A 23,651-nucleotide genomic window follows, 5' to 3' on the forward strand; every position below is an offset into this window, starting at 1 on the left:
CCCGCCCAACCCACACAGTGGCCGGTCAGTGCCTCGGACTGGGACATAATCGACGCGAAAAGTCGTACCGCCGCCCTTGTTAAACAAAACGATACAGTGTAGTTTTATCTTGGGGGCTGACGAGATGCCGCGGCGAATTTGCCGGCGGCGGTAAATGCGTGATCGCCAGCCACCGACAATGCCCTTCGCTTCCTGCTCGACTGACGTCGCCGGCCGCTCGCATGACTGGATCAGGCAGACAGGCGGCCGCCTGGCCGGATTTCTGGTCCTGGTGTGCAGCCTGGTGCTCGGCGCCTGCACCTCGATGCCCCGCACACCTTATACGGCCGCAGAAGCCAGCACATCGCGCGTGCTCGAGATCGATGGCCTCAGGCGCTACGCCGACGAGCCCATCACGAAATTCAGCTTCGAGAAGGACACCAGCACCGCGACGAAGTCCTATCTGGCGCTCTCCGGCGGCGGCGCCGATGGCGCCTACGGCGTCGGCGTGCTCAACGGCTGGACCGCGGCCAGAACCCGCCCCACCTTCTCCGTCGTCTCGGGCGTGAGCACCGGCGGCCTGATCGCGCCCTTCGCGTTTCTGGGCTCGCAATACGACGATACGCTGAAGGAGGTCTATACCAGCGGCATCGCCGAGACCCTGTTGAACGATCCCAGCATCATGCGCGTGCTGTTCGGATCCGGCCTGTTCGGCAACACGAGGCTGCGCGAGCTCGTCGCCCGCTATGTCGGGCCGGAGGTCATGGCGCAAGTCGCGCGCGAGAATGCCAACGGCCGAAAGCTCCTGGTGGTGACGACCGATCTCGACACCCAGCGCACCGCGATCTGGGACATGGGCAAGATCGCCGCGGTCGGCACGCCCGAGGCGCTCAAACTGTTTCGCGACGTGATGGCGGCCTCCGCCAGCATCCCCCTTGTGTTTCCCCCAATCATGATCGACGCCGAGGGCCAGGGCCGCAAGTTTCAGGAGATGCATGTCGACGGCGGCGTGACCGCGCCGGTGCTGACGCTGCCGGAAGCCCTGCTTTTCCAGGGCAACCGCCTGCCCGGCAACGCGAAGATGGACATCTACATCCTCGTCAACAAGAAGATCGAACGCAATTTCGAGCTGGTCTCCAACGGCACCATCGATGTCGCCTCGCGCAGCCTGTCGGCGATCACCCAGTCGCAGACGCGCTCGATCATCTTCTCGACCTATGATTTCGCCAAGCGCAACCGTCTCGGCTTCCACCTCTCCTACATCGCGCGCGAGTATCCGGCGCCCCCTTCGGAAGGGTTCGACACCGCCTATATGCGGGCGCTCTATCAATACGGATATGACAAGGCCGCTGCCGGTCAGGCCTGGAGCTCGACGGTACCGTGAGCTTCCCGAGACGGAACGAGGCCCTGCCGAAACCGTTGACGATACGGCCAATTCGGCCAGATTCGCGATGACGCCTCCCCTCCTGCGCGATATAGAGCGAATGACGACTGTCAGAAACGCGCAGGAATCATTGGGCATGGGATTGACTGCGACCAGGACGAGACCAGCAGCGCCGCGGCGCGAGGTGCCGAAATCCCGCGGCGGCCGGCCGACGAAGACCGCCGCCATCGAGCGCGACCAGCGGCTGATCGAGGTCGCCACCCGCCTGTTCCTGGACCGCGGCTTCGACGCCACCTCGCTCGACGCGGTCGCGGAAGCGGCCCGGGTCAGCAAGCCCACCGTCTATTCCCGCTACGGCGACAAGCGCGGCCTGTTTGCCGCCGTGCTGAGGCGCGAGATTGCGCGCTGGCTTGCGCCATTGTCGGCCGCCGCCGAGACGCAACTCTCCAGCGCCTCCGACATCTCGGTCGAGCAGCGGCTGGTCGAGATCGGGCGCGAGATGCTGACATTCACCTGCGGACCCGACGCCGTCGCCTTCAGCCGCATGATGACGTCGCAGGCCATCAACTTCCCCGACGTTGCCAAGCTCGGCAAGGAGGAAGGCTGGATGAAAGCCGTCGCCACCACGGCGCGCTTCTTCGACCGTCTGGTGGCGCAAGGCGCGCTCGACGTCGAGGATACCAACATCGCGGCAGAAGTGTTCCTTGACGTCGTCGTCGGTCACACCCACCGCATGGCGACCTTCGGAACGGCCCTCGAGATGAAGGCCGCCGAAAAGCGCATGCGCGCGGCCATCAAGCTGTTCCTGGCCGGCGCGCTGGGGCCTGCCGACCGCGCCCAGGACACCAAGGGCAGCACGCAGCGCCGCCGCCCCTCCCGCTGACAATTCCGTGAGCGCGCGATCTATCCCCACGGGGGTACGGCCGGCGGCATTGACCAAAATAAAACGATACGGTATGGTTTAGTTATAAGGCGATATGGACCGCTTTTTCACCAGCCCCAAAGAGGTCCGTATCGCTTCGATCGCCGCGGCGGGTACAGCCCGTCACGACGCTCCGCGGCCGACCGATGCCCAAGGTCGGCCGCGTCTTCTTTCGGATGATCAGGCCCGCTCGCCGCCCAGAGGTTTCGAGCATGAAGACAACTGAACGACATATCTCGCGATTGCTTGCGATCGCCCTCTCCGCGCTGCTCCTCGCCGCGCCTGCGCGAGCGATCGTGACCGCGGGTACGCCGACCGCCCTTCACAGCGACACAGATGGTGATGCCGAGGCCGACCACCAAGCCGTCAGCCGCGAGATCGAGCGCTTCCGCAGCTCGTCGATCTCGATCAGCCAGGCCATGTCGATCGCCGAAGCCCGGCACGCCGGCGCCACCACGGCGGATGTGAGTTTCGACGGGGCCGCCCGGGTGCCGGTGTATCGGGTGAAGACCCTGCACAACGACCGGATCTGGCGCCACACCATCAATGCATCGACCGGCGAGCTCGTCGGCGGCGAAGCCGCCCTCCCCCTCACTGAGCTCGACCACGAGGACCGCGACAACCTCGCAGCGCTCGGTGCGATCAGGCACCGCCTCGCCGATGCCGTGCGCGTCGCCGAACGCGCCGCCTCGGGCAAGGCGATCAGCGGCGGGCTGGTGCGCGAACGCGGCCGGCTCAACTTTTCGATCGTCGTCGTCAGCGGCGACGACCTCAAGGAGGTCACCCTCGAGCCGCCGGGCGCCCGGGCGAAATAACGGGAGTTCGGCCCCGGCATCGACCGGGGTGAAAAGCCATTGACGACCGCAAGACTCTCCCGCATAAGTCGCCGTCATGTTCACGACCACCAAACGCACGACCAAAACCACCACGGCCTCAGGGGCCCGGGGAGGCGTGCGCGCGTAGTCGTCGACTAAAACGCATCAGCTCTACGGCAAGCCCCGCCCTCGTTGGTCCGGGGCTTTTTTGTTGCCTAAATCTCAGCTCAACCGAAATGCAATGGAGGACAAAGTGAGTAACGATCCCGTCGTCGCGATTGTCGGCGTCACCGGTGCGGTGGGCGCCGAATTCATCGACACCATGGACAAGCGCGGGTTTCGCGTCGGCAAGCTCAAGGCGCTGGCCAGTGCCCGCTCGGCCGGCAAGACGGTGTCGTTCCGCGGCCAGCCGGTCGTGATCGAAGAGCTCAATGAGCGCTCCTTCGAAGGGGTAGATATCGCCCTGTTCTCCGCTGGCGGCAGCATCTCCAAGAAGTTTGCGCCGATCGCGGTGAAGTCCGGCGCGGTCGTGGTCGACAACTCCTCCGCCTTCCGCATGGATCCGAACGTGCCGCTCGTGATCCCCGAGATCAACGCGAACCGCATCCGCGACCACAAGGGCATTATCGCGAACCCGAACTGCGCCGCGATCACCGCACTGGTGCCGCTGTGGCCGATCCATCAGACGAACCGCATCAAGCGCGTCATCATCTCGACCTACCAGGCCGCTTCCGGCGCCGGCGCGGCCGCGATGGAGGAGCTGGTCGAATCCACCCGCGCCAATCTCAACGGGCAGGTCTATACGCCGGAGGTGATGCCGCACCCCTACGCCTTCAACCTTTTCAACCACAACACTGCCGTCGACCCTGACACTGGCTACAACGACGAAGAGACCAAGGTCATCAAGGAGACCCGCAAAATCTTCGAGGACGAGAGGATCGCGATCGGCGTCACCTGCGTGCGCGTGCCGGTGCTGCGCGCGCATTGCGAGGCCATCACCTTCGAATGCGAGAAGGAGATCACCGAGGACCAGGTCCGCGCCATCATGGCCCGGGCGCCCGGCGTGAAGGTCGTCGACGACCGCGTCAAGAACTACTTCCCGATGCCGATCGACGCCTCGGGCCAGGACGACGTCCTGGTCGGCCGCATCCGCAAGGACCTCAGCGATCCCTCCGGGCATTCGATCTCGATGTTCGTGGCGGCGGATCAGCTTCTCAAGGGTGCTGCGCTGAATGCGGTTCAGATCGCGGAGCTGTTGCCGCAGCGGGTGATGGCGTAGTCGATGTCCTAGCAACTGGTATCGTAGGGTGGGCAAAGGCGCGCAAGCGCCGTGCCCACCGTTCTTCTCCGCATTCAAGAAAGACGTGGGCACGCTTCGCTTTGCCCACCCTACAGCGCCAGCGCTTTAGCCGCGCGACCTGAAGAGCAAGCACGCATCGCCATACGAATAGAACCGATACCCGCTCGCAATCGCATGCGCGTAGGCCTGCTTCATCGTCTCCAGCCCCGAAAACGCCGACACCAGCATGAACAGCGTCGATTTCGGCAAATGGAAATTGGTCATCAGGATATCGACCGCGCGAAAGCGATAGCCGGGGGTGATGAAGATCGAGGTCTCGGCAGCGAACGGCTGGATGGTGCCGTCTTCGCTCGCGGCGCTCTCGAGCAAGCGCAATGACGTGGTGCCGACGGCTATGATACGGCCGCCGTTCTTTCGTGCCGCGTTGAGCTGCTCCGCCGTCTCGGCGGAGATCGTGCCCCACTCCGCATGCATCTTGTGGCCTTCGGTGTCGTCCACCTTCACCGGCAAAAACGTCCCTGCCCCGACATGCAGCGTGACCTGGTTGATGCCGACGCCGCGCGCGCGCAGCGCCTGCTCCAGCGCCGGGGTGAAGTGCAGGCCCGCGGTGGGCGCTGCGACCGCGCCTTCGTTCACGGCGAACATGGTCTGGTAGTCGGCGAGATCCTGATCGTCGGGCGTGCGCTTGGAGGCGATGTAGGGCGGCAGCGGCGGACTGCCGAGATCGGCGATGGCCTGATCCAGCGCCGGGCCGTGGAACGAGAACGACAACGTGACCTCGCCCTCGAGGCCCTTGGCCTCGACCTCGGCATCGAGATGGCCGAGCAGGCAGACCTTGCCTTCATTGCCGAACCGGATGCGGTCGCCGGCTGTGAGCTTCTTCGCCGGCTTCACCAGCGCCTGCCAGCGCGAGCCGTCGAGCCGCTTGATCAGCGTCGCCTCGATCCTCGGCTCGGTCTCGCGGCCGATGCGGCGGCCCTTCAATTGCGCCGCGATCACCTTGGTGTCGTTGACGACGAGCTGGTCGCCCGGCTTCAGCCATTGTGCGAGATCGGCGATGGTCTGGTCGCGCAGTGCGCCGTTCTCCACGACCAGCATCTTCGCGGAGTCGCGCGGGCTCGCCGGACGCAACGCGATGCGCTCGGCGGGCAGGTCGAAATCGAACAGGTCGGTGCGCATGTCGGGCTCAGCGCCGTGCAGTCACTCCTCATCCTGAGGAGCGCGGAACGCGCGTCTCGAAGGATGAAGGCCCGGCTGCATCAGCTCGGCCTTCATGATTCGCTCGGCGATGCAAAGCATCGTCCGTAGACGGCGCTTCGCGCCTCCTCACCATGAGGGGAATTGCTTACTCAGCGTCAGCCGCCATCCGCGCCTTGACGATCTTGTCGGGATTCTGCACCGGCTCGCCGCGCTTGATCTTGTCGACGTTCTCCATGCCCTCGGTGACCTTGCCCCACACGGTGTACTGGTTGTCGAGGAAGCGGGCGTCGTCGAAGCAGATGAAGAACTGGCTGTCGCCGGAATCCGGGTTGGCGGCGCGCGCCATCGAGGTGGTGCCGCGCACATGCGGCTCCTTGTTGAACTCGGCCTTCAGCTTCTTGCCCGAGCCGCCGGTGCCGGTGCCCTGCGGGCAGCCGGTCTGCGCCATGAAGCCGTCGATCACGCGGTGGAACACGATTCCGTCGTAGAAGCCCTCCCGGACCAGCTCCTTGATGCGCGCGACATGGCCGGGCGCGAGGTCGGGCCGCATCTCGATGGTGACCGGGCCCTGGGTGGTCTCGAGGATCAGGGTGTTTTCGGTGGCGCTCATGCTCGTCTCTCTTGCGTTGGGGGTGAAGTCTTGTCAGGCGTTTTGCGGCTGCGGAACTGGATCGCGAATGGACGTCCCGCGGCGGCACCGGCCATTGCCTCGGTAAATGGCATCGGCGTGCAGCGTTGCAACGCCTCCATCACCGCGATCCGGTATTGCAGCCGGTCATTGTCGGAGGCCTCCGCGGATTCATAGGAGATCCTCGGATGGCCCAGAATGTCGCCGGACCGGTTAAAGCTCACGACGACGGTGATGTCGAGTGGGCGAGCCTTGGCGGCAGGCGGCGGTTTCCAGCAGGTGCGCAGGTGCCGGAAGATATCCTGGATGGTATTGACCTGCCTATCCTCGGCGGCCGCACTGGACACGCCGAGCAACAGCACCGCAGCAACGAGCAGGAGCCTGTCGCCACAACGTGCCATCGCCTTCTCCTATTTGATGTCGGAGGCGACCTGCACCTTCACCATCTTGTCGGGATCGGTCACGGCGCCGCCGGGGGAGCCGGGAGGAGCCTTCTTCAGCTTGTCGACGACCTCCATGCCCTGCACGACCTCGCCGATTACGGTGTACTGGTTATCGAGGCTGCCGCCGTCGGCGAACATGATGAAGAACTGCGAGTTGGCACTGTCGACGCTGTCGCCGCGCCGGGCCATGCCGACGATGCCGCGGGCGAAATGCACCTTGGAGAATTCCTGCTTCAGGTTCGGATATTTCGATCCGCCGGTGCCGTTGAAGTTCTGCCCGTCGCCGGTCTGCGCCATGAAGCCGTCCATGACGCGATGGAACGGCACGTTGTTGTAATAGCCCTCGCGCGCGAGCTGCTTGATACGCTCGGCATGCTGGGGCGCGATATCGGTGCGCAGCTTGATGACGATGCGGCCCTTGGTGGTGTCGATGACGATGGCGTTGGCCTTGTCGAGATTGGCCGGCAATTGCTGCGCCACCGCCGGCACCGCGAACAGAAGCGCGGCAAGAACTGCGAGAATTCGGATCATGACAACTCCGGATCAGAGAGAAAGGAAGCGCCCCGTTATGCGGCGAATTTTGCCTTGAGCTGGGCCGCAACCTGCGGCGGGACGAAGGCCGAGACGTCCCCGCCCATGCCGGCGATCTGGCGCACCAAAGTGGCGGTGATCGGGCGAACCATGGGAGAGGCCGGCAGGAAGACCGTATGCACCTCCGGCGCCATCGCCTCGTTCATGCCGGCGAGCTGCATCTCGTAGTCGAGATCGCTGCCGTCACGCAGGCCCCGAATCATGATCGTCGCACCGTGCTTGCGCGCCGCCGTGACCGACAAATCATCAAACGTCACAGCATCGAGCACGCAGCCGGCCTTGGCGGCCAGCGGCCCGCAGACGTCATGGAGCATCTGCAGCCGCTCTTCCGTCGAGAACAGCGGCTTCTTGCCGGGGTGGACCCCGATCGCGACCACGAGCCGGTCGCACAGGGAAACGCTGTGCCGGACCACGTCCAGATGGCCGTTGGTGATGGGGTCGAAGGAACCGGGATAGAAGGCAATGCGCGGCATGGCCCCGTCCTACCGCGCCCGGCCCGGCCCGGCAAGCCGGGCCGGTTCCCCAGCCATTTTCCGGCGAAATATCCCGCCGGCCCTGTCGGCGATGGCCGGTTTGTTTCGTCCTGAGGGCGACCACGAAACAAAGCGGCGCGGACACGAAACCATTTCCCGTGCCGGCGAAGACGTCCGGAAACTGGCCATGGTTACTAATCCGGCCAACGAATGACGGGCCGCACACTGGGCGTAGGCGGCCGCATCACAGGGGACTGTCAAATGATCAAGGCTCTTTCAGCGATCGCTCTGTCTGCGTGTGTCGCCGCCGCCCTTACCCTCCTGCCCGGCTTTGCCCCGCGCGTCGAGGCCAGCGTGCCGCAGCCGCTGGCCAAGAGCGACCGGCTCGATATCCGCGCCATCGGCAAGGACTGCTCGCAGCAGGCCTGGCCCAATTTCGAGGCCTCCTGCCTGCGCAAGGCCGGCACCAAGGCGAATGTCCGCGAGGCCCGCCTCGTGACCGCCAACCGCACCCCGTAGGCCTGTCAGCTTCACGTCACATAATCCCGATGGAGTTTTGCGACGTCTCGTCGCAGACTGCGTTGCTCGCGCCCGCCGGAATGGCCCGTCGGGCGCGATCCTATCGGGGGGTTGCCGTTGTCCAGTACGCCCGCTGTCGCTTCCGGCCACCATCCTGATCCGCTACCGCTTGCCATGACCATGGGCGCCCTCGGGGTGGTCTATGGCGATATCGGTACCAGCCCGCTCTATGCCCTGAAGGAAGCCGCCAAGGCGGCTGCCCATGGCGGCACACTCAGTCACGATGCAGTCCTGGGGATTGCCTCGCTGATCCTCTGGGCCCTGCTGCTGATCATCTCGCTGAAATATGCGCTGCTGATCCTTCGCGCAGACAATCGCGGCGAAGGCGGCATCGTCGCCCTGCTGGCGCTGCTCCATGCCCGCCACGCCCAGCCAGGCACATGGCGCGCCCATCTCCTGGTGGTCGGGCTCGTCGGCGCTGCGCTGCTCTATGGCGACGGCGCGATTACGCCGGCCATCTCGGTGCTCTCAGCCATCGAGGGCCTCAAGGTCGACGCCCCCTCGCTTGCGCCGGCCGTGGTGCCCGTGACCGTCGCCATCCTGATCGGCCTGTTCATGATGCAGAAGCAGGGCACCGGCTTCATCGGCCGCATCTTCGGGCCTGTGATGCTGGCCTGGTTCGTCGTGCTCGCGGCGCTCGGCATCCACGGCATCGTCAAGGCGCCGGCGGTGCTGGTGGCGCTCAGCCCGCTCTACGCCTTCGACTTCCTGATCCACCAGGATTTCCACATCTCGTTCGGAATTCTCGGCGCGGCCTTTCTCGCGGTGACCGGCGGCGAGGCCATGTATGCCGACATGGGACATTTCGGCCGCCTGCCGATCCGCCTCGCCTGGTTCGCCATCTGCCTGCCCGCGCTGGTGCTGAATTATTTCGGCCAGGCTGCTCTCCTGATCACCGATCCCACGATGATCGAAAATCCGTTCTTCCAGCTCTGCCCCGACTCCCTGCACTATCTGCTGGTCGCATTCTCGACGGTCGCGACCGTGATCGCCTCGCAGGCGATTATCTCCGGCGTGTTCTCGCTGACCCAGCAGTCGATCCAGCTCGGCTTCCTGCCGCGCATGCTGATCCGTCACACCACGAGCCACGCGATCGGCCAGATCTACGTGCCGCTGGTGAACTGGCTGCTTGCAGCTGCGACGCTCGGGGCAGTCCTGAGCTTCGGCACGTCGGACGCGCTTGCCGGCGCCTACGGCATCGCGGTTTCGCTGCTGATGGCGATCACGACGCTGCTCGCCGCGCTGGTCGCGATCCAGTGGGGCTATTCGCCCTGGCTCGTGGTGGCCGTGAACGGCGCCTTCTTCGTCATCGACGTGATCTTCTTCTCGGCCAACTCGATCAAACTGTTCGAAGGCGGCTGGTTTCCGCTGCTGCTCGCCGGCCTCGTCGCCTTCCTGATGCTGACCTGGCGCGCCGGCGTTAAGCTGGTCGAGGCCGCGAGGGGCCGGCTCCGGCAGCCCGAGGAAGACCTGATCGAGACCGCCGTGAACAAGTGCAGCGCAAGACTGCCCGGGACCGCCGTGTTCCTGGCCTCCGCACCGCGCGGCGTGCCGCTCGCGCTCACCCAGTTCGTCAGGCACAACCGCGTGCTGCACGAGCGCGTGCTGCTGGTCACCGTGCTGATCGAGGAGCTTCCGCACATCGCGGACGAGGAACGCGCCGAGGTGATCGACATCATTCCCGGCATCACCCGCGTGATCCTGCATTACGGCTTCATGCAGAACCCGACGATCTATGAAGGCCTGAATCTCGTCTGTCGCCAGAGCAAGCTGCCCGGCATCGACCTCTCCGACATCACCTATTACGTCGGCCGCGAGACCATCATTCCCAGCGAGGACATTCCCGGCATGTGGGTCTGGCGCGAAGGCGTGTTCGCCTTCCTGCAGCGCAACGCCGAACGATCGGCCGCGTTCTTCGGCGTGCCGACCAAGCAGGTGGTAGAGTTCGGCACGGAGCTGGAGATTTAGGGCATGGCGCGTAGCCCGGATGGAGCGCAGCGCAATCCGGGACTTTTGAGCCTTGCGAGAACCCGGATTTCGCTTCGCTCCATCCAGGATACAAGCCTGACCTTGAAGCCATGACAACCAGTGACGCTCCTTCCTTGAAGCTGAAGCCACGCCTGCCGGTCTCGGCCGATCAGGTGCAAGCGATCATCCGCCGGATATACCCGCAGGCATCGCTGCTCGGCATCACAGAGCTACATGGCGGGGAGATCAGCACCGTGCTCGAGATCGCGCTGGCGGATGCGCGCCCCTGCATCCTCAAGGTCTATCCGGAATCGCTGCAATGGAAGATGGCCAAGGAGGTTTACGTCCTGGGGCTCCTGCGAGACCTCGGCACGTCCATTCCCAAAATCCTGCTTGCCGACGACACGCGAACGGCGATCGAGCTGAACTATCTGCTCATGACCCGGCTCGACGGCACGGTACTCGGCCGACGCGAGGCAACGCTGTCGGAGACCGAGCTGTTTGCGATCTACGCCGAGATGGGCGCGACGCTACGCCGGATCAACGACGTCGCCCTCGACAGCTTTGGCTATATCGGCCCCAACGGCGTCTGGACGGCGCATCCGAGCAACCAGGCCTACATGTCGGCGCAGTTCGACCGAAAGCTCAGGGAGTTTCTCACACGCGGCGGCGATCCAGCTTTAGCCGAGCGTCTTCGCGACAGCGTCACGGCACGACAGCAACTGTTCGAGGCAGCAATCACCCCTCGACTGTGCCACTACGATTTCCATGCTGGCAATGTGCTGGTGACGTCGCAGGGCGCACCACGCCTGACGGGCATCGTCGACTTCGAGAACGCGACATCGGGCGATCCGTTGATGGATATCGCGAAGGCGCTGTACTATTTCACGCCGAAGGATGCGCCAAAGCGCGACGGATTGCTCGCCGGCTGTGGTCAGATGGGGCGCCCCGACTGGCAGGAGACGCTCGATCTCTATCGGCTGTACTGCACGCTGGAGCTCTGGTGCTGGATGGCACAGATCGGCAAGCGAGAGGCGCTTGCCGACCTCACGAGCGAGCTTGCGAACGGCGTGTAGAACGGGGCATCACGCCCCGTTCCCGTTCTCGCCATTCCCGCTCTCGGCCTCTTCGGTGATGTGCTCGACCGAGACGACATGCTCGTCCTCGGCGGTGTCGAACACGATCACGCCTTGCGTCGAGCGGCCGGCGATGCGGATGCCTTCGACCGGGCAGCGGATCAGCTGGCCCTTGTCGGTGACCAGCATGATCTGGTCGGCATCTTCCACCGGGAAGGACGCGACCAGATTGCCGTTGCGGTTGTTGACGCTCATGGCGACGATGCCTTTGCCGCCGCGGCCGGTGGTGCGGTACTCGTAGGACAATGTCCGCTTGCCATAACCGTTGACGGAGACGGTGAGCACGACCTGCTCCTGCGCCGACATCTCGGCGTAACGCTCCTGCGCGAGCTGGAAGCTGCCGGAGGTCTCCTCGGCCTCGGCGTCCGCGGCGGCCTCTTCGGCCGCAGCTTCGCCGGCGACGGCGCGGCGCATCTTCAGGTAGGCCGAGCGCTCGTCCGAGGTGGTCTCGACATGGCGCAGGATCGCCAGCGAGATCACCTTGTCGCCTTCGCCGAGCGCGATTCCGCGCACGCCCATCGAGGTGCGCCCGGTGAACACGCGCACATCGGGGACCGGGAAGCGGATACACTGGCCGCCGGCGGCGGTCAGCAGCACGTCGTCGCGCTCGGTGCAGATCTGCACGTCGACGATCGACTCGCCGTCATCCAGCTTCATGGCGATGATGCCGGAGCGGCGGACGTCGACGAAGTCTGACAGCTTGTTGCGGCGGACATTGCCGCCTGTCGTGGCGAACATCACGTCGAGCTCGCCCCAGGTGGATTCGTCCTCCGGCAGCGGCATGATGGTGGTGATGCGCTCGCCCTGCTCCAGCGGCAGGATGTTGATCAGCGCCTTGCCGCGCGCGTTCGGCGCGGCCATCGGCAGACGCCAGACCTTCTCCTTGTAAACCTGGCCGCGCGAGGAGAAGAACAGCACCGGCGTGTGCGTGGAGGCCACGAACAGGCGGCTGACGAAATCCTCGTCGCGGGTCTGCATGCCGGCGCGGCCCTTGCCACCGCGGCGCTGCGCCCGGTAGGCCGACAGCGGCACACGCTTGACGTAGCCGGCGTGGGACACCGTGACGACCATGTCCTCGCGCTGGATCAGGTCCTCGTCCTCGACCTCGCCTTCCTGCTCGATGATGACGGTGCGCCGCGGCGTGGCGAACTCGGCCTTCACCTCGGCGAGCTCGGTCTTGATGATGCCCAGCACGCGCTCGCGCGAGCGCAGGATGTCGAGATAATCGGCGATCTCGCCGGCAAGCTTGTCGAGCTCGTCGCGGATTTCGTCGCGGCCGAGTGCGGTGAGACGCTGAAGGCGCAGGTCGAGAATGGCCCTCGCCTGCTCCATCGAAAGCCGGATCGTGCCGTCCGCGCTGATGCGGTGACGAGGATCGTCGATCAGGGTCAGCATGTCCTCGACGTCCCGGGCCGGCCAGTCGCGCGACATCAGCGTGTCGCGCGCGGTGGTCGGGTCCGGCGAGGTCCGGATCACGCGGATCATCTCGTCGATATTGGCCACCGCGATTGCCAGACCGACCAGGATATGGGCGCGGTCGCGCGCCTTGGCGAGCAGGTACTTGGTGCGCCGCGTGACGACCCGCTCACGGAAGTCGACGAAGATCGCGAGCAGGTCCTTCAGATGCATGATCCGAGGACGGCCGCTGTCGAGCGCCACCATGTTGACGCCGAAGCTGGTCTGCAGCGGCGTGAAACGGTACAGCTGGTTCAGCACCACATCCGGCACGGCGTCGCGCTTCAATTCGATGACGACGCGGTAGCCTTCGCGATCCGATTCATCGCGCAGGTCGCCGATGCCCTCGATCTTCTTTTCCTTCACCAGCTCGGCGATGCGCTCGACCATCGTCGCCTTGTTCACCTGGTAGGGAATCTCGGTGATGATGAGCGCCTCACGCTCCTTGCGGATGGTCTCGATCGCGACCTTGCCGCGCATGACGATCGAGCCGCGGCCGAGGTGATAGGCGGAGCGGATGCCCTGCCGTCCGAGAATGACGCCGCCGGTCGGGAAATCCGGTCCGGGCACGATGTTGATGAGCTCGTCGATGGTGAGCGCGGGGTTGTCGATCAGCGCGACGCAGGCGTCGATGACCTCGCCGAGATTGTGCGGCGGGATATTGGTCGCCATGCCGACCGCGATGCCGCCGGCGCCGTTGACGAGAAGGTTCGGGAACTTGGCCGGCAAGACCGACGGCTCGGTCTCGTTGTTGTCGTAGTTCGGCTGGAAGTCGACGGTGTCCTTGTCGATGTCGGCCAGCAGAGCCAGCGCGGCCTTGGTCAGGCGCGCTTCGGTGTAACGATAGGCAGCCGGGGGATCGCCGTCGACCGAGCCGAAATTGCCCTGGCCGTCGATCAACGGCACGCGCATCGAGAAGTCCTGCGCCATGCGGACCATGGCGTCGTAAATCGACTGGTCGCCGTGCGGGTGATACTTACCGATGACGTCACCGACCACGCGGGCGGATTTGACGTACTTCTTGTCGGGCGTGTGCCCCTGCTCGTTCATCGAGAACAGGATGCGGCGGTGCACCGGCTTCAGACCGTCGCGGGCATCAGGCAGCGCCCGCGCCACGATCACGCTCATGGCGTAGTCGAGATAGGACTTCTTCATCTCCTCGAAGATGGAGACGGGGCGAATATCCGAGGGTTGCCCCGGCTGGTCGCCGGGCTTGTCGTCGTCGTCAGCCAAGGGGAAATCCGGTGAGGTTTTATCTGGGAATCATATAGCGCATCGAGACCCTGATAACCACCCTCGCAGGCTTCAGGGAAGCGCTTTTTCCGCTTATTTTTCCAATAGCTTACGGCCTTAAGGGGAGCGTCTCGGAGGGACCGGGAACAGGCCTTCCGAAATCGCCTCTGGGACCCCTGTCGATCGCGCGTCAACGCGCCCTTCGACGCGATTGCGCTGGGCAATCCGAGTTCAACCCAAACATGAAGCGGGCCTGGAAAACCCGAGCCCTTCCTGCCGATTAGTAAGGTTTGCTGACACGAAATGAGAAGGCGCCGCTCAGCCGGCAGCGCCCCCTGATCGTCCGGTCCGTTCTCAGAACGGGATGTCGTCGTCCATGTCGCTGTTGCGGCCACCGCCGCCGGCGGCGACGGGACGGCGCGGCGCGCTGCTGACTGGACCGGAGGAGCCGAAATCGCCGCCCGGCTCGTCGCCGAAGCTGCCGCCTCCTCCGCCGCCGCCACGGCCATCGAGCATCGTGAGCGTCGAATTGAAGCCCTGGAGCACGACCTCGGTCGAGTACTTCTCGACGCCGCTCTGGTCGGTCCATTTGCGGGTCTGGAGCGCGCCCTCGATGTAAACCTTCGCGCCCTTCTTCAGGTATTGCTCGGCGACCTTGCAGAGCCCTTCATTGAAGATCACGACGCGATGCCACTCGGTCTTTTCCTTGCGCTCGCCGCTGTTCTTGTCGCGCCAGGTCTCGGAGGTGGCGATGCTCAGATTCGCGATCGGCCGCCCGTCCTGGGTGCGGCGGATTTCAGGATCCTTGCCGAGATTTCCAACCAGAATGACCTTGTTGACGCTTCCCGCCATCGCCGCTCTCCACTCCGAATGCCACTGAATTTCCTAAGGCCGAGCGCGCTGCCCGCGTTCCTCTGCGCCCTGTTAAGGCGACCCTATACGCTTGCAGGGGCTGATCAGCCCATCACCCCCGAGGTTATCCCCACATATAGCACCGACCGGCGATTTGTTCCAGATTTGTTCCTGCAGAAATCGCCGCCAAATGTGGAGACGCGATGGCATCCAGATGGCGCTGCGATGGCAATCGGGATGGAACCAAATCGGGTTCCCGTGAACGGCAAAAACTACTTAACATTCATTAAGTTAGAGGTAGGTCGATTACATCCAACTGTTGCACTCCGGGCACGGACTCTGCCGCAGAATCGAGCTATCGTCGTGCCTGGAATTGATGCAATGGGCCTCGCGCCTGATCGTCCGCCTTGGGGAACTCAGAGAGGCGGACACGACTGGGGAGATTACAGTGAAGAAGATTTTGTTTGGCTTCGCCGGCGCGGTTGCGCTGACCCTCTCGGCTCCGGCCGGTGCTGCGGATCTCGCAGCGCGTCCCTATACAAAGGCGCCGGTCGCGCCCCCCGCTCCGATCTATACCTGGACCGGCTTCTACCTCGGTGTGCAGGGCGGTGGTGCCTGGGGCCGCAGCGACGAAACCTTCTTTGGCGGTCCGAATACGGCGCTCTTTGCGGGAAGTCAGAACTACGACACCACCGGCGGCTTTGTCGGTGGCGTGGTCGGCTACAACTGGCAGGCGGCCAACTGGGTGTTCGGCATCGAGGGCGACTATCATTGGGCTGACATCAACGGTCGTTCGGCCGAGATCAATGCCGGCCTCGGCGACACCTATTTCACGAGAATCCGCGGCTTCGGCGACATCAAGGGCCGTCTCGGCTACTCGACCGGCCCCGCTCTCTTCTTCGTCAGCGGCGGCGCTGCGGTCGGCGACATTCAGCATCGCTACGATGGCGTCCCCGGAAACGTCTTCATCCAGAACAACACCCGCTGGGGTTGGACCGTCGGCGCCGGCGCGGAATACATGTTCGCTCCGAACTGGTCGGCCAAGGTCGAATACAACTATATCGATTTCGGCAAGAGCACGATTCAGTACAGCCCCGTCGTGACCAACCGGTCCGAGTGGACCGATACCGTCCACACGGTCAAGGCAGGCGTGAATTATCACTTCAACTGGGGTGCGCAGGGCGTCGCGCGGTACTGATATCCCTCTGACATCATTGACGTCTAAGGCCGGCCTCGCGCCGGCCTTTTTCGTTTGGCGCGACATGAACGGGGGGCAATAAGTCAGTAACCATCACCTTTTCGACTGCTGTGGCTTTTCGGAGACACAACTTGCGGCTTTAGTGGTGTAAGCACGGCATTAGTTGGGCCGTTGAGTCCGCTGCCCTTCCGGTCAGGAAGGCAACAACAGAAACTGGGACTGGGATTAGTTGAAAATGAAGAAGGTTTTGTTGGCTTCGGCCTGTTTGTTCGCTCTCGCTGCGCCCGCTTCGGCGGCCGACCTCGCAGCCCGCCCCTACACCAAGGCTCCGATCGCTCCGGCGGCTGCCGTCTACAACTGGACCGGCTTCTATCTCGGTATCGTCGGTGGCGGCGCCTGGGAAAACGCTTCCGGCGACCCGAAGATGAAGGGTGGCTTCGTCGGCGGCACCGCCGGCTACAACTGGCAGGCCGGCAACGTCGTGTTCGGCATCGAGGCTGATGGTTCCTGGGCTGACGTCAGCGCCTCGGCGACTGCTCTCGGCATCACCGTGTCGTCCAAGACCGACGCGCTCGGCACCGTCCGCGGCCGCATCGGCTGGGCCGTCAACAACGTGCTGTTCTACGGCACCGGTGGTTACGCCTGGATCGACAACAAGGTCAGCGTCAGCGCGCTCGGCGTGACCGTCTCCGACAGCAAGTTCCACTCGGGCTGGACCGTCGGCGCCGGCGTCGAGGCGTTCTTCGCTCCGCAGTGGTCGGTCAAGGGCGAGTACCTCTATCGCAGCCTCGGCGGCGAGACCTACTTCTCCGGTCTCGGCGCTCCGGTCACCACCGGCACGCTCAACTTCCACACCGTGCAGGTCGGCGTGAACTATCACTTCGGCGCCCCGGTTGTTGCCAAGTACTAAGCTACACTTCAACGCCTCGCGTTACGAAAGGCCGGCCTCGCGCCGGCCTTTTTGTTTCTTGCGCGCCAACCGGCTCGCTCGCGTTTTCGCAGAGATGTGGCCCCCGGGTGACACAACCTTTGGCTTTAATGGTGTAAAGCAATGACATTAGTCGGGTCATAGGTCCGCTGGCTCTTCCGCTTTTCGGAAGGTCAGAAAGAAACGGAACTGGGGAATGGATATGAAGAAGCTTTTGCTGGCTTCGGCCAGCTTGTTCGCACTTAGCGCGTTGGCACCCGCCTCGGCGGCCGATTTGGCGGCCCGCCCCTACACCAAGGCTCCGGTCGCGCCGATCGCGATGTACAATTGGAGCGGTTTCTACATCGGTATCAACGGCGGCGGCGCCTCGAGCCGCAACTGCTGGGACGTCAACAATATCTTCGGCATTGCCGGTCCGGACACGGCTGAAGGCTGTCACAATGCGACCGGCGGCGTCGTCGGCGGCCAGGTCGGCTACCGCTGGCAGTCGGCCAATTGGGTGTTTGGTCTCGAAGCTCAGGGCGACTGGGCCAACCTGAAGGGCTCGAATACGAGCTTGGTGCTTGGCCCGCTGGTCAACCAGACCAAGATCGACGCAATTGGCCTGTTCACCGGCCAAGTCGGCTATGCCTGGAACAACGTGCTCTGGTACGTGAAGGGTGGCGCGGCCGTCACGCACGCCAAATATAACGGTCTGCTGGGTGGCGTCGTCCTCGACAGCGCGAGCGAGACCCGCTGGGGTGGCGCGGTCGGCACCGGCATCGAATTCGGCTTCGCACCGAACTGGTCTGTTGCGATCGAATACGACCACCTGTTCATGGGCAAGCGCAACAACTCGTTCACGATCCTCGGCGTCAACGACCGCATCGACCGGATCAAGCAGGACGTCGACATGGGTACCGTCCGCCTCAACTACACCTTCGGCGGCCCCGTGGTCGCCCGGTATTGATCTGAAGTCCTGATCGCTACCGACGTCCCATCGTCACGAAAGGCCGGCCTCGCGCCGGCCTTTTTGTTTTTGCGAGCACGCTAGTCGCGCAGTTCCGCAACGCCCCTGCTGCCAGATGCCGCCAGCGCGCCAACATTCCGTTGACGATTCGCAAGTCCCACTGGAAATCCGTCTCCGTTCTTCCTACGTTCGCTGACAACCCCATCGGCGCCGATCCCGGTTCCGGGCGAGCGCGCCTTTTTTATTGGCGCGGTCGCGCACCCATGGGATTCCTTGAGGGCAACTCGGATGGATGAAGTGATCAAGGCGAAGCGCCAACAACAGAACGCGGGCTCCAGCCTGCGCGCAATTACTATCCGTGGCGCGCGCGAGCACAACCTCAAGAACATCGACGTCGAGATTCCCCGCGACAAGCTGGTGGTGTTCACCGGCCTCTCCGGCTCCGGCAAATCCTCTCTCGCCTTCGACACGATCTATGCCGAGGGCCAGCGCCGCTACGTCGAATCGCTGTCGGCCTATGCGCGCCAGTTCCTCGAGATGATGCAGAAGCCTGATGTCGACCAGATCGACGGCCTGTCGCCGGCGATCTCGATCGAGCAGAAGACGACGTCGAAGAACCCGCGCTCCACCGTCGGCACCGTGACCGAGATCTACGACTACATGCGCCTGCTCTGGGCGCGCGTCGGCGTGCCCTATTCGCCGGCCACCGGCCTGCCGATCGAGAGCCAGACCGTGTCGCAAATGGTCGACCGCGTGCTGGCGCTGCCCGAGGGCACCCGCCTCTATCTGCTCGCGCCGGTCGTGCGCGGCCGCAAGGGCGAGTACCGCAAGGAGCTCGCCGAATGGCTCAAGAAGGGCTTTCAGCGCGTCAAGATCGACGGCACTTTCCATGAGCTCGCCGAGGCGCCGACGCTCGACAAGAAATTCCCGCACGACATCGACGTCGTCGTCGACCGCATCGTGGTGCGCGCCGACATCGGCCAGCGCCTCGCCGAGAGCTTTGAGACCGCGCTGAAGCTCGCCGAGGGCCTTGCCGTCGTCGAGTTCGCCGACGCACCCGCGGCCGCGCCCGCCGAGGAGAAAAAGAAGACGGCGAAGATCCACGACAAGAGCGGCCCCGAGCGCATCCTGTTCTCGGAAAAGTTCGCCTGCCCGGTCTCCGGCTTCACCATCCCCGAGGTCGAGCCGCGCCTGTTCTCGTTCAACAACCCCTACGGCGCGTGTCCGGCCTGCGGCGGCCTCGGCGTCGAGCAGCATGTCGACGAGGACCTCGTCATCCCCGACAAGGAGCTCGCCATCGGCAAGGGCGCGATTGCGCCCTGGGCCAAGTCGTCGTCGCCCTATTACGTGCAGACGCTGACCGCACTCGGCAAGCACTACAAGTTCACGCTGACCACCAAGTGGAAGGACCTGGCCAAGAAGACGCAGAACGCGATCCTCCACGGCTCCGGCGAGGACGAGATCAAGTTCTCCTACGAGGACGGGGTGCGCTCCTACGACACCAAGAAGCCGTTCGAGGGCGTCATCACCAACATCAACCGCCGCTACCGCGAGACCGAGAGCGAGTGGGCGCGTGAGGAGCTGGCGAAGTATTTCCACGACGTGCCCTGCGAGGGCTGCAAGGGCTTTCGGCTCAAGCCCGAGGCGCTCTGCGTCAAGATCGGCGGCAAGCATATCGGCGAGATTTCCGAGCTGTCGGTGAAGGGCGCCGGTGCATGGTTCGAGACCGTGCCGGGGGCGCTGAACGCGCAGCAGAACGAGATCGCCGGCCGCATTCTCAAGGAGATCCGCGAACGTCTCACCTTCCTGCTCGACGTCGGCCTCAACTACCTCACGCTGTCCCGCTCCTCCGGCACGCTGTCCGGCGGCGAGAGCCAGCGCATTCGCCTGGCCTCGCAGATCGGCTCGGGCCTGACCGGTGTGCTCTACGTGCTGGACGAGCCCTCGATCGGCCTGCACCAGCGCGACAACGCGCGCCTGCTCGACACCCTCAAGCGGCTGCGCGACCTCGGCAACACCGTGATCGTGGTCGAGCATGACGAGGACGCCATTCTGCTCGCCGACCACGTCCTCGACATCGGCCCCGGCGCCGGCATGCATGGCGGCAACATCATTGCCGAAGGCACGCCCGCCGAGATCATGCGCAACCCGAAATCGCTGACCGGCAAGTACCTGACCGGCGAGCTCGAGGTCGAGGTGCCGGAGCGGCGCCCGCCGAACCACCGCCGCACCATCAAGGTGGTCAACGCGCGCGGCAACAATCTCAAGAACGTCACCGCCGAAATTCCGCTCGGCCTGTTCACCGCCGTCACCGGCGTGTCCGGCGGCGGCAAGTCGACGCTGCTGATCGACACGCTGTACAAGTCCATCGCCCGCAAGCTGAACAATGCCAGCGAGGGCGCCGCCCCGCATGACCGCATCGAGGGCCTCGAGCACATCGACAAGATCATCGATATCGACCAGTCGCCGATCGGCCGCACCCCGCGCTCCAACCCCGCGACCTACACCGGGGCCTTCACGCCGATCCGCGAATGGTTCGCCGGCCTGCCCGAGTCCAAGGCGCGCGGCTACGAGCCCGGCCGCTTCTCCTTCAACGTCAAGGGCGGCCGCTGCGAGGCCTGCCAGGGCGACGGCGTCATCAAGATCGAGATGCACTTCCTGCCCGACGTCTACGTCACCTGCGACGTCTGCAAGGGCAAGCGCTACAACCGCGAGACGCTCGAAGTCCTGTTCAAGGGCAAGTCAATCGCCGACGTGCTCGACATGACCGTCGAGGAAGCCGCCGAGTTCTTCAAGGCGGTGCCGCGCGTGCGCGAGACTTTTCAAACCTTGCACCGCGTCGGTCTCGATTACATTCACGTGGGCCAACAGGCGACAACACTCTCGGGCGGTGAAGCGCAACGCGTCAAATTGGCAAAAGAGCTGTCCAAGCGCGCCACCGGCCGCACGCTCTACATCCTGGACGAGCCGACCACCGGCCTGCATTTCCACGACGTCAAGAAGCTCCTGGAGGTGCTGCACGAGCTGGTCGCACAGGGCAACACGGTCGTCGTCATCGAGCACAATCTCGAAGTCATCAAGACCGCCGACTGGGTCATCGACCTCGGCCCCGAAGGCGGCGACGGCGGCGGCGAGATCGTCGCCTGGGGCCCGCCGGAAGACATCGCCAAGGCGCCGCGGAGCTACACGGGCAAATTCCTGGAGCCGGTGCTGAAGAAGGCACGGAAGCCGAAGCGAAGGAGCACGAGCGAGGCGGCGGAGTAGCAGCTTTGCATTGAAGCCGCAGCGCTGTAGGGCGGATTAGCGTAGCGTAATCCGTCACTATCCGATCGGGACGAACCAACATGTCCGCTGGACTCGTGCAGACCTATCGCGCCTTCGCCCACAACAATGCCTGGGCCAACCATCGGCTGCTCTCGGCTTGCGCCGCGCTGTCCCAGGTTGAATTCGAAGCCCACCGCACCGGCTTCTTTCCGAGCCTGCAGCGCACCCTGAACCACATCCATGTCATCGATCTCTTCTATATCGATGCGCTGGAGGGGGGCTGGGTCGGACCGGCGGCCTGGAAAAACGAAGTGCCCTACCCTTCCCTTGCCGCGCTGAAGCCCGCTCAAGCTGCGCTCGACAAGCGGCTGATCGCCATCTGCGATACGCTGACGCCCGCACGACTCGATGACATCGTGAAGATCAATCGCGACACGCAGGTGCAAACCGAGCGCCGCGACCGGCTCCTGATGCATCTCTTCCAGCATCAGATCCATCATCGCGGTCAGGCGCACGCCATGCTGTCCGAGACAGCCGTCGCCCCGCCTCAGCTCGACGAGTTCTTTGCCGAGGGAGAAGCCCCGCTCCGGGCCGCCGAGTTCGCTGCGTTGGGCTGGACCGAAGACACCGTGTGGAAATTCTAGTTCAATCGCCGGATGGACGAAGCGACATCCGGAGCCTTTCCTCACATGCCCTACTCCCTCGCCATCTTCGATCTCGACGGCACTCTCGCCGACAGCTTTCCGTGGTTCCTGCGCACCGTCAACGACATCGCCGACCGCTTCGGCTTTCGCCGCGTGCGGGATGAGGACGTCGAGGGGCTGCGGCATGCTTCGACGCGGGAGATCCTCAGCCGCCTCGAAGTGCCGCTGTGGAAGCTACCGGCAATCGCGGGGCATGCGCGGCGGCTGAAGGCGGAGGCAACTGGCGAGATCTCGCTGTTTGCGGGCGTCGAGACCGTGCTGCGGTCGCTGACGGACAACGACGTGCAGCTCGCGCTGGTGACGTCCGACAGCGAGGCCAATGCGCGCGAGAAGCTTGGCGAGACCGCCGCGCTGTTTTCGCATTTCGACTGCTCGGCCTCGCTGTTCGGCAAGCCCGCGAAATTCCGCCGCGTCATCCGGCGCGCCGGCGTGGAGCCCGGCCAGGTCATCGCGATCGGCGACGAGGTGCGCGACATCGAGGCAGCGCGCAGCGTCGGGATTGCCTGCGGCGCGGTGTGCTGGGGCTATGCGGCACCGGCAGCGCTGCGGGCACACGGGCCGGATCACGTGTTTGAGCGGATGGAGGAGATTGCAGACGCGGTGTGCAATCGTAGGGCGGATTAGCGCAGCGTAATCCGCCGATCGATCGCCGATGCAAGATGGCGGATTACGCTGCGCTAATCCGCCCTACACACCCTACTCCGTCTTGCGCAGGAACGCTCCGAACGCCCTTGGGCCATCGCCGGTCTTGATCTCGCCGATCACCTTCAGCTCGGCTGCGTCGATGATATCAAGCGTATTGCTCTCCCAGCACGCGACGATGATGCGCTTGCCGTCAGCGGTGGCGTTGATGCCCTCAGGATAGTCGCCGACATTGATGCGCTTGATCGGCTTCAGGCTCGCCAGATCGAACACGCTGACGGTGCCGCCATATTGATCGGTGACGAAGCCGCGGCCTAGCGTCAGCGCCACCGCATAGGGGCGCATGCCGACCGGCACGCGGCCGATCTCGCTCCCTTCTGCAATGTCGATCACGGAGACGTCGTCGGAGCCGACATTGGCGGTGTAGGCGCGCTTGCCGTCGGCATCGATGGTAACGCCGAACGGACGGGTGCCGACCTTGATCGTCGCCTTGCGCTGGCGCGTCGCGGTGTCCACGACCGAGACGCTGTCGTCATCGCGGTCCGCCGAGAGCAGCAGCTTGCCGTCGGGCGTCACCGCAAGACCCGATGGCGAAGCGCCGACCGCGATGCTGGCTGTGACGCTGCGCGAGGCCGCATCGATCACCCGCACCGCCGCCGCGTACCAATCGGCGACATAGACGGACTTGCCATCGGGCGCCACCGCAATGCCGAGCGGCCCGCCGCCGACCTCGATCCGGCCCGTCACCTGCCGCGTTGCGGCGTCCACCACCGTCACCGCCTTGGCATCCGGGCTCGTGACATAGGCGAAGCGTCCGTCGGCGCTGACGGCGATTCCGGCCGGCTTGCCGCCGATCGGGATGGTCGCGACGCTGCGTGCTGCGGCGAGATCCACGACCATCAGATCGTCGCTGAGCTGGTTGGTGACGAACGCCTCCTCGGCAGCGGCGCTGCCGAGGCTGGCATGACAAAGGCTGGCGGCAAGCGCCGCCAGAACCAGCATCCGCAC

General features: G+C 64.5%; 21 protein-coding genes. 13 read left to right on the top strand and 8 right to left on the bottom strand.

Annotated elements, in window-relative coordinates; genetic code table 11:
* Positions 1 to 154: 154 nt before the first annotated feature.
* From GGD62_RS04530 to GGD62_RS04545, 4 genes are all read left to right on the top strand, one after another.
* On the top strand, positions 155 to 1,363 hold the full coding sequence (locus GGD62_RS04530; RefSeq protein ID WP_183707295.1) for a patatin-like phospholipase family protein: 1,209 nt from the start codon (positions 155 to 157) through the stop codon (positions 1,361 to 1,363).
* 136 nt (positions 1,364 to 1,499) lie between these two features.
* On the top strand, positions 1,500 to 2,246 hold the full coding sequence (locus tag GGD62_RS04535; protein WP_179736627.1) for a TetR/AcrR family transcriptional regulator: 747 nt from the start codon (positions 1,500 to 1,502) through the stop codon (positions 2,244 to 2,246).
* Positions 2,247 to 2,497: 251 nt separating this feature from the next.
* A complete protein-coding gene (locus GGD62_RS04540; RefSeq protein ID WP_183707611.1) occupies positions 2,498 to 3,100 on the top strand; it encodes a PepSY domain-containing protein in 603 nt (200 codons plus the stop codon).
* A 241-nt stretch (positions 3,101 to 3,341) separates the two neighbouring features.
* The gene (locus GGD62_RS04545) at positions 3,342 to 4,379 is read left to right on the top strand and encodes an aspartate-semialdehyde dehydrogenase (RefSeq protein WP_183707297.1); all 1,038 of its coding nucleotides are present in this window, start codon (positions 3,342 to 3,344) and stop codon (positions 4,377 to 4,379) included.
* A gap of 126 nt (positions 4,380 to 4,505) precedes the next feature.
* On the opposite strand, the gene queA is transcribed toward GGD62_RS04545, so the two are convergent.
* The 5 genes from queA to coaD all read right to left on the bottom strand — a co-directional run bounded on the left by queA (position 4,506) and on the right by coaD (position 7,735).
* Positions 4,506 to 5,579, bottom strand: coding sequence for a tRNA preQ1(34) S-adenosylmethionine ribosyltransferase-isomerase QueA (queA, locus tag GGD62_RS04550; protein ID WP_183707299.1), 1,074 nt, complete (start codon positions 5,577 to 5,579; stop codon positions 4,506 to 4,508).
* Between the two features lie 166 nt (positions 5,580 to 5,745).
* Complete coding sequence (locus GGD62_RS04555; protein ID WP_018317921.1) at positions 5,746 to 6,210, bottom strand: peptidylprolyl isomerase; 465 nt, start codon at positions 6,208 to 6,210, stop codon at positions 5,746 to 5,748.
* Positions 6,207 to 6,629: a hypothetical protein gene (locus tag GGD62_RS04560; RefSeq protein WP_092257920.1), complete on the bottom strand. Its 423-nt coding sequence runs from the start codon at positions 6,627 to 6,629 to the stop codon at positions 6,207 to 6,209. The genes GGD62_RS04555 and GGD62_RS04560 overlap by 4 nt, the downstream gene beginning before the upstream one ends.
* A gap of 9 nt (positions 6,630 to 6,638) precedes the next feature.
* The gene (locus GGD62_RS04565; protein WP_018317919.1) at positions 6,639 to 7,202 is read right to left on the bottom strand and encodes a peptidylprolyl isomerase; all 564 of its coding nucleotides are present in this window, start codon (positions 7,200 to 7,202) and stop codon (positions 6,639 to 6,641) included.
* A 35-nt stretch (positions 7,203 to 7,237) separates the two neighbouring features.
* Positions 7,238 to 7,735 (bottom strand): pantetheine-phosphate adenylyltransferase, encoded by a 498-nt coding sequence (gene coaD, locus GGD62_RS04570; protein WP_183707301.1) that lies wholly within the window; start codon positions 7,733 to 7,735, stop codon positions 7,238 to 7,240.
* 261 nt (positions 7,736 to 7,996) lie between these two features.
* Between coaD and GGD62_RS04575 the strand changes: the two genes are divergently transcribed.
* From GGD62_RS04575 to GGD62_RS04585, 3 genes are all read left to right on the top strand, one after another.
* Entirely contained in the window at positions 7,997 to 8,254 is a 258-nt protein-coding gene (locus GGD62_RS04575) for a hypothetical protein (protein ID WP_183234341.1), read from the top strand.
* Between the two features lie 174 nt (positions 8,255 to 8,428).
* A complete protein-coding gene (locus GGD62_RS04580; protein WP_183233044.1) occupies positions 8,429 to 10,282 on the top strand; it encodes a potassium transporter Kup in 1,854 nt (617 codons plus the stop codon).
* Positions 10,283 to 10,416: 134 nt separating this feature from the next.
* Positions 10,417 to 11,358, top strand: coding sequence for a phosphotransferase family protein (locus GGD62_RS04585; RefSeq protein WP_246799985.1), 942 nt, complete (start codon positions 10,417 to 10,419; stop codon positions 11,356 to 11,358).
* A gap of 9 nt (positions 11,359 to 11,367) precedes the next feature.
* Here GGD62_RS04585 and gyrA read toward each other — a convergent pair whose 3' ends face one another.
* Positions 11,368 to 14,106, bottom strand: a complete 2,739-nt coding sequence (gyrA, locus tag GGD62_RS04590) for a DNA gyrase subunit A (protein ID WP_018317914.1) — start codon at positions 14,104 to 14,106, stop codon at positions 11,368 to 11,370.
* Between the two features lie 354 nt (positions 14,107 to 14,460).
* Positions 14,461 to 14,958, bottom strand: a complete 498-nt coding sequence (locus GGD62_RS04595) for a single-stranded DNA-binding protein (protein ID WP_018317913.1) — start codon at positions 14,956 to 14,958, stop codon at positions 14,461 to 14,463.
* Between the two features lie 448 nt (positions 14,959 to 15,406).
* On the opposite strand from GGD62_RS04595, the gene GGD62_RS04600 reads away from it, so the two are divergent.
* The 6 genes from GGD62_RS04600 (at position 15,407) to GGD62_RS04625 (ending at position 22,625) form a co-directional block, all read left to right on the top strand.
* Positions 15,407 to 16,156 carry an outer membrane protein gene (locus GGD62_RS04600; RefSeq protein WP_018317912.1) on the top strand — a complete coding sequence of 250 codons (750 nt, stop codon included), beginning with the start codon at positions 15,407 to 15,409 and terminating at the stop codon, positions 16,154 to 16,156.
* Positions 16,157 to 16,391: 235 nt separating this feature from the next.
* Positions 16,392 to 17,066 (top strand): outer membrane protein, encoded by a 675-nt coding sequence (locus tag GGD62_RS04605; RefSeq protein WP_018317911.1) that lies wholly within the window; start codon positions 16,392 to 16,394, stop codon positions 17,064 to 17,066.
* A gap of 220 nt (positions 17,067 to 17,286) precedes the next feature.
* Positions 17,287 to 18,033 carry an outer membrane protein gene (locus GGD62_RS04610; protein ID WP_026201934.1) on the top strand — a complete coding sequence of 249 codons (747 nt, stop codon included), beginning with the start codon at positions 17,287 to 17,289 and terminating at the stop codon, positions 18,031 to 18,033.
* A gap of 288 nt (positions 18,034 to 18,321) precedes the next feature.
* Positions 18,322 to 21,297 (top strand): excinuclease ABC subunit UvrA, encoded by a 2,976-nt coding sequence (gene uvrA / locus GGD62_RS04615; RefSeq protein WP_183707305.1) that lies wholly within the window; start codon positions 18,322 to 18,324, stop codon positions 21,295 to 21,297.
* Between the two features lie 80 nt (positions 21,298 to 21,377).
* Positions 21,378 to 21,941 (top strand): DinB family protein, encoded by a 564-nt coding sequence (locus tag GGD62_RS04620; RefSeq protein WP_183707307.1) that lies wholly within the window; start codon positions 21,378 to 21,380, stop codon positions 21,939 to 21,941.
* A 45-nt stretch (positions 21,942 to 21,986) separates the two neighbouring features.
* Positions 21,987 to 22,625, top strand: a complete 639-nt coding sequence (locus GGD62_RS04625) for an HAD family hydrolase (RefSeq protein ID WP_183234344.1) — start codon at positions 21,987 to 21,989, stop codon at positions 22,623 to 22,625.
* Positions 22,626 to 22,697: 72 nt separating this feature from the next.
* Here the strand turns inward: GGD62_RS04625 and GGD62_RS04630 are convergent, their stop codons facing one another.
* A complete protein-coding gene (locus GGD62_RS04630) occupies positions 22,698 to 23,651 on the bottom strand; it encodes a cytochrome D1 domain-containing protein (protein WP_183234345.1) in 954 nt (317 codons plus the stop codon).

It is taken from the genome of Bradyrhizobium sp. ERR14 (assembly GCF_014198235.1).
Taxonomy (GTDB): Bacteria; Pseudomonadota; Alphaproteobacteria; order Rhizobiales; family Xanthobacteraceae; genus Bradyrhizobium.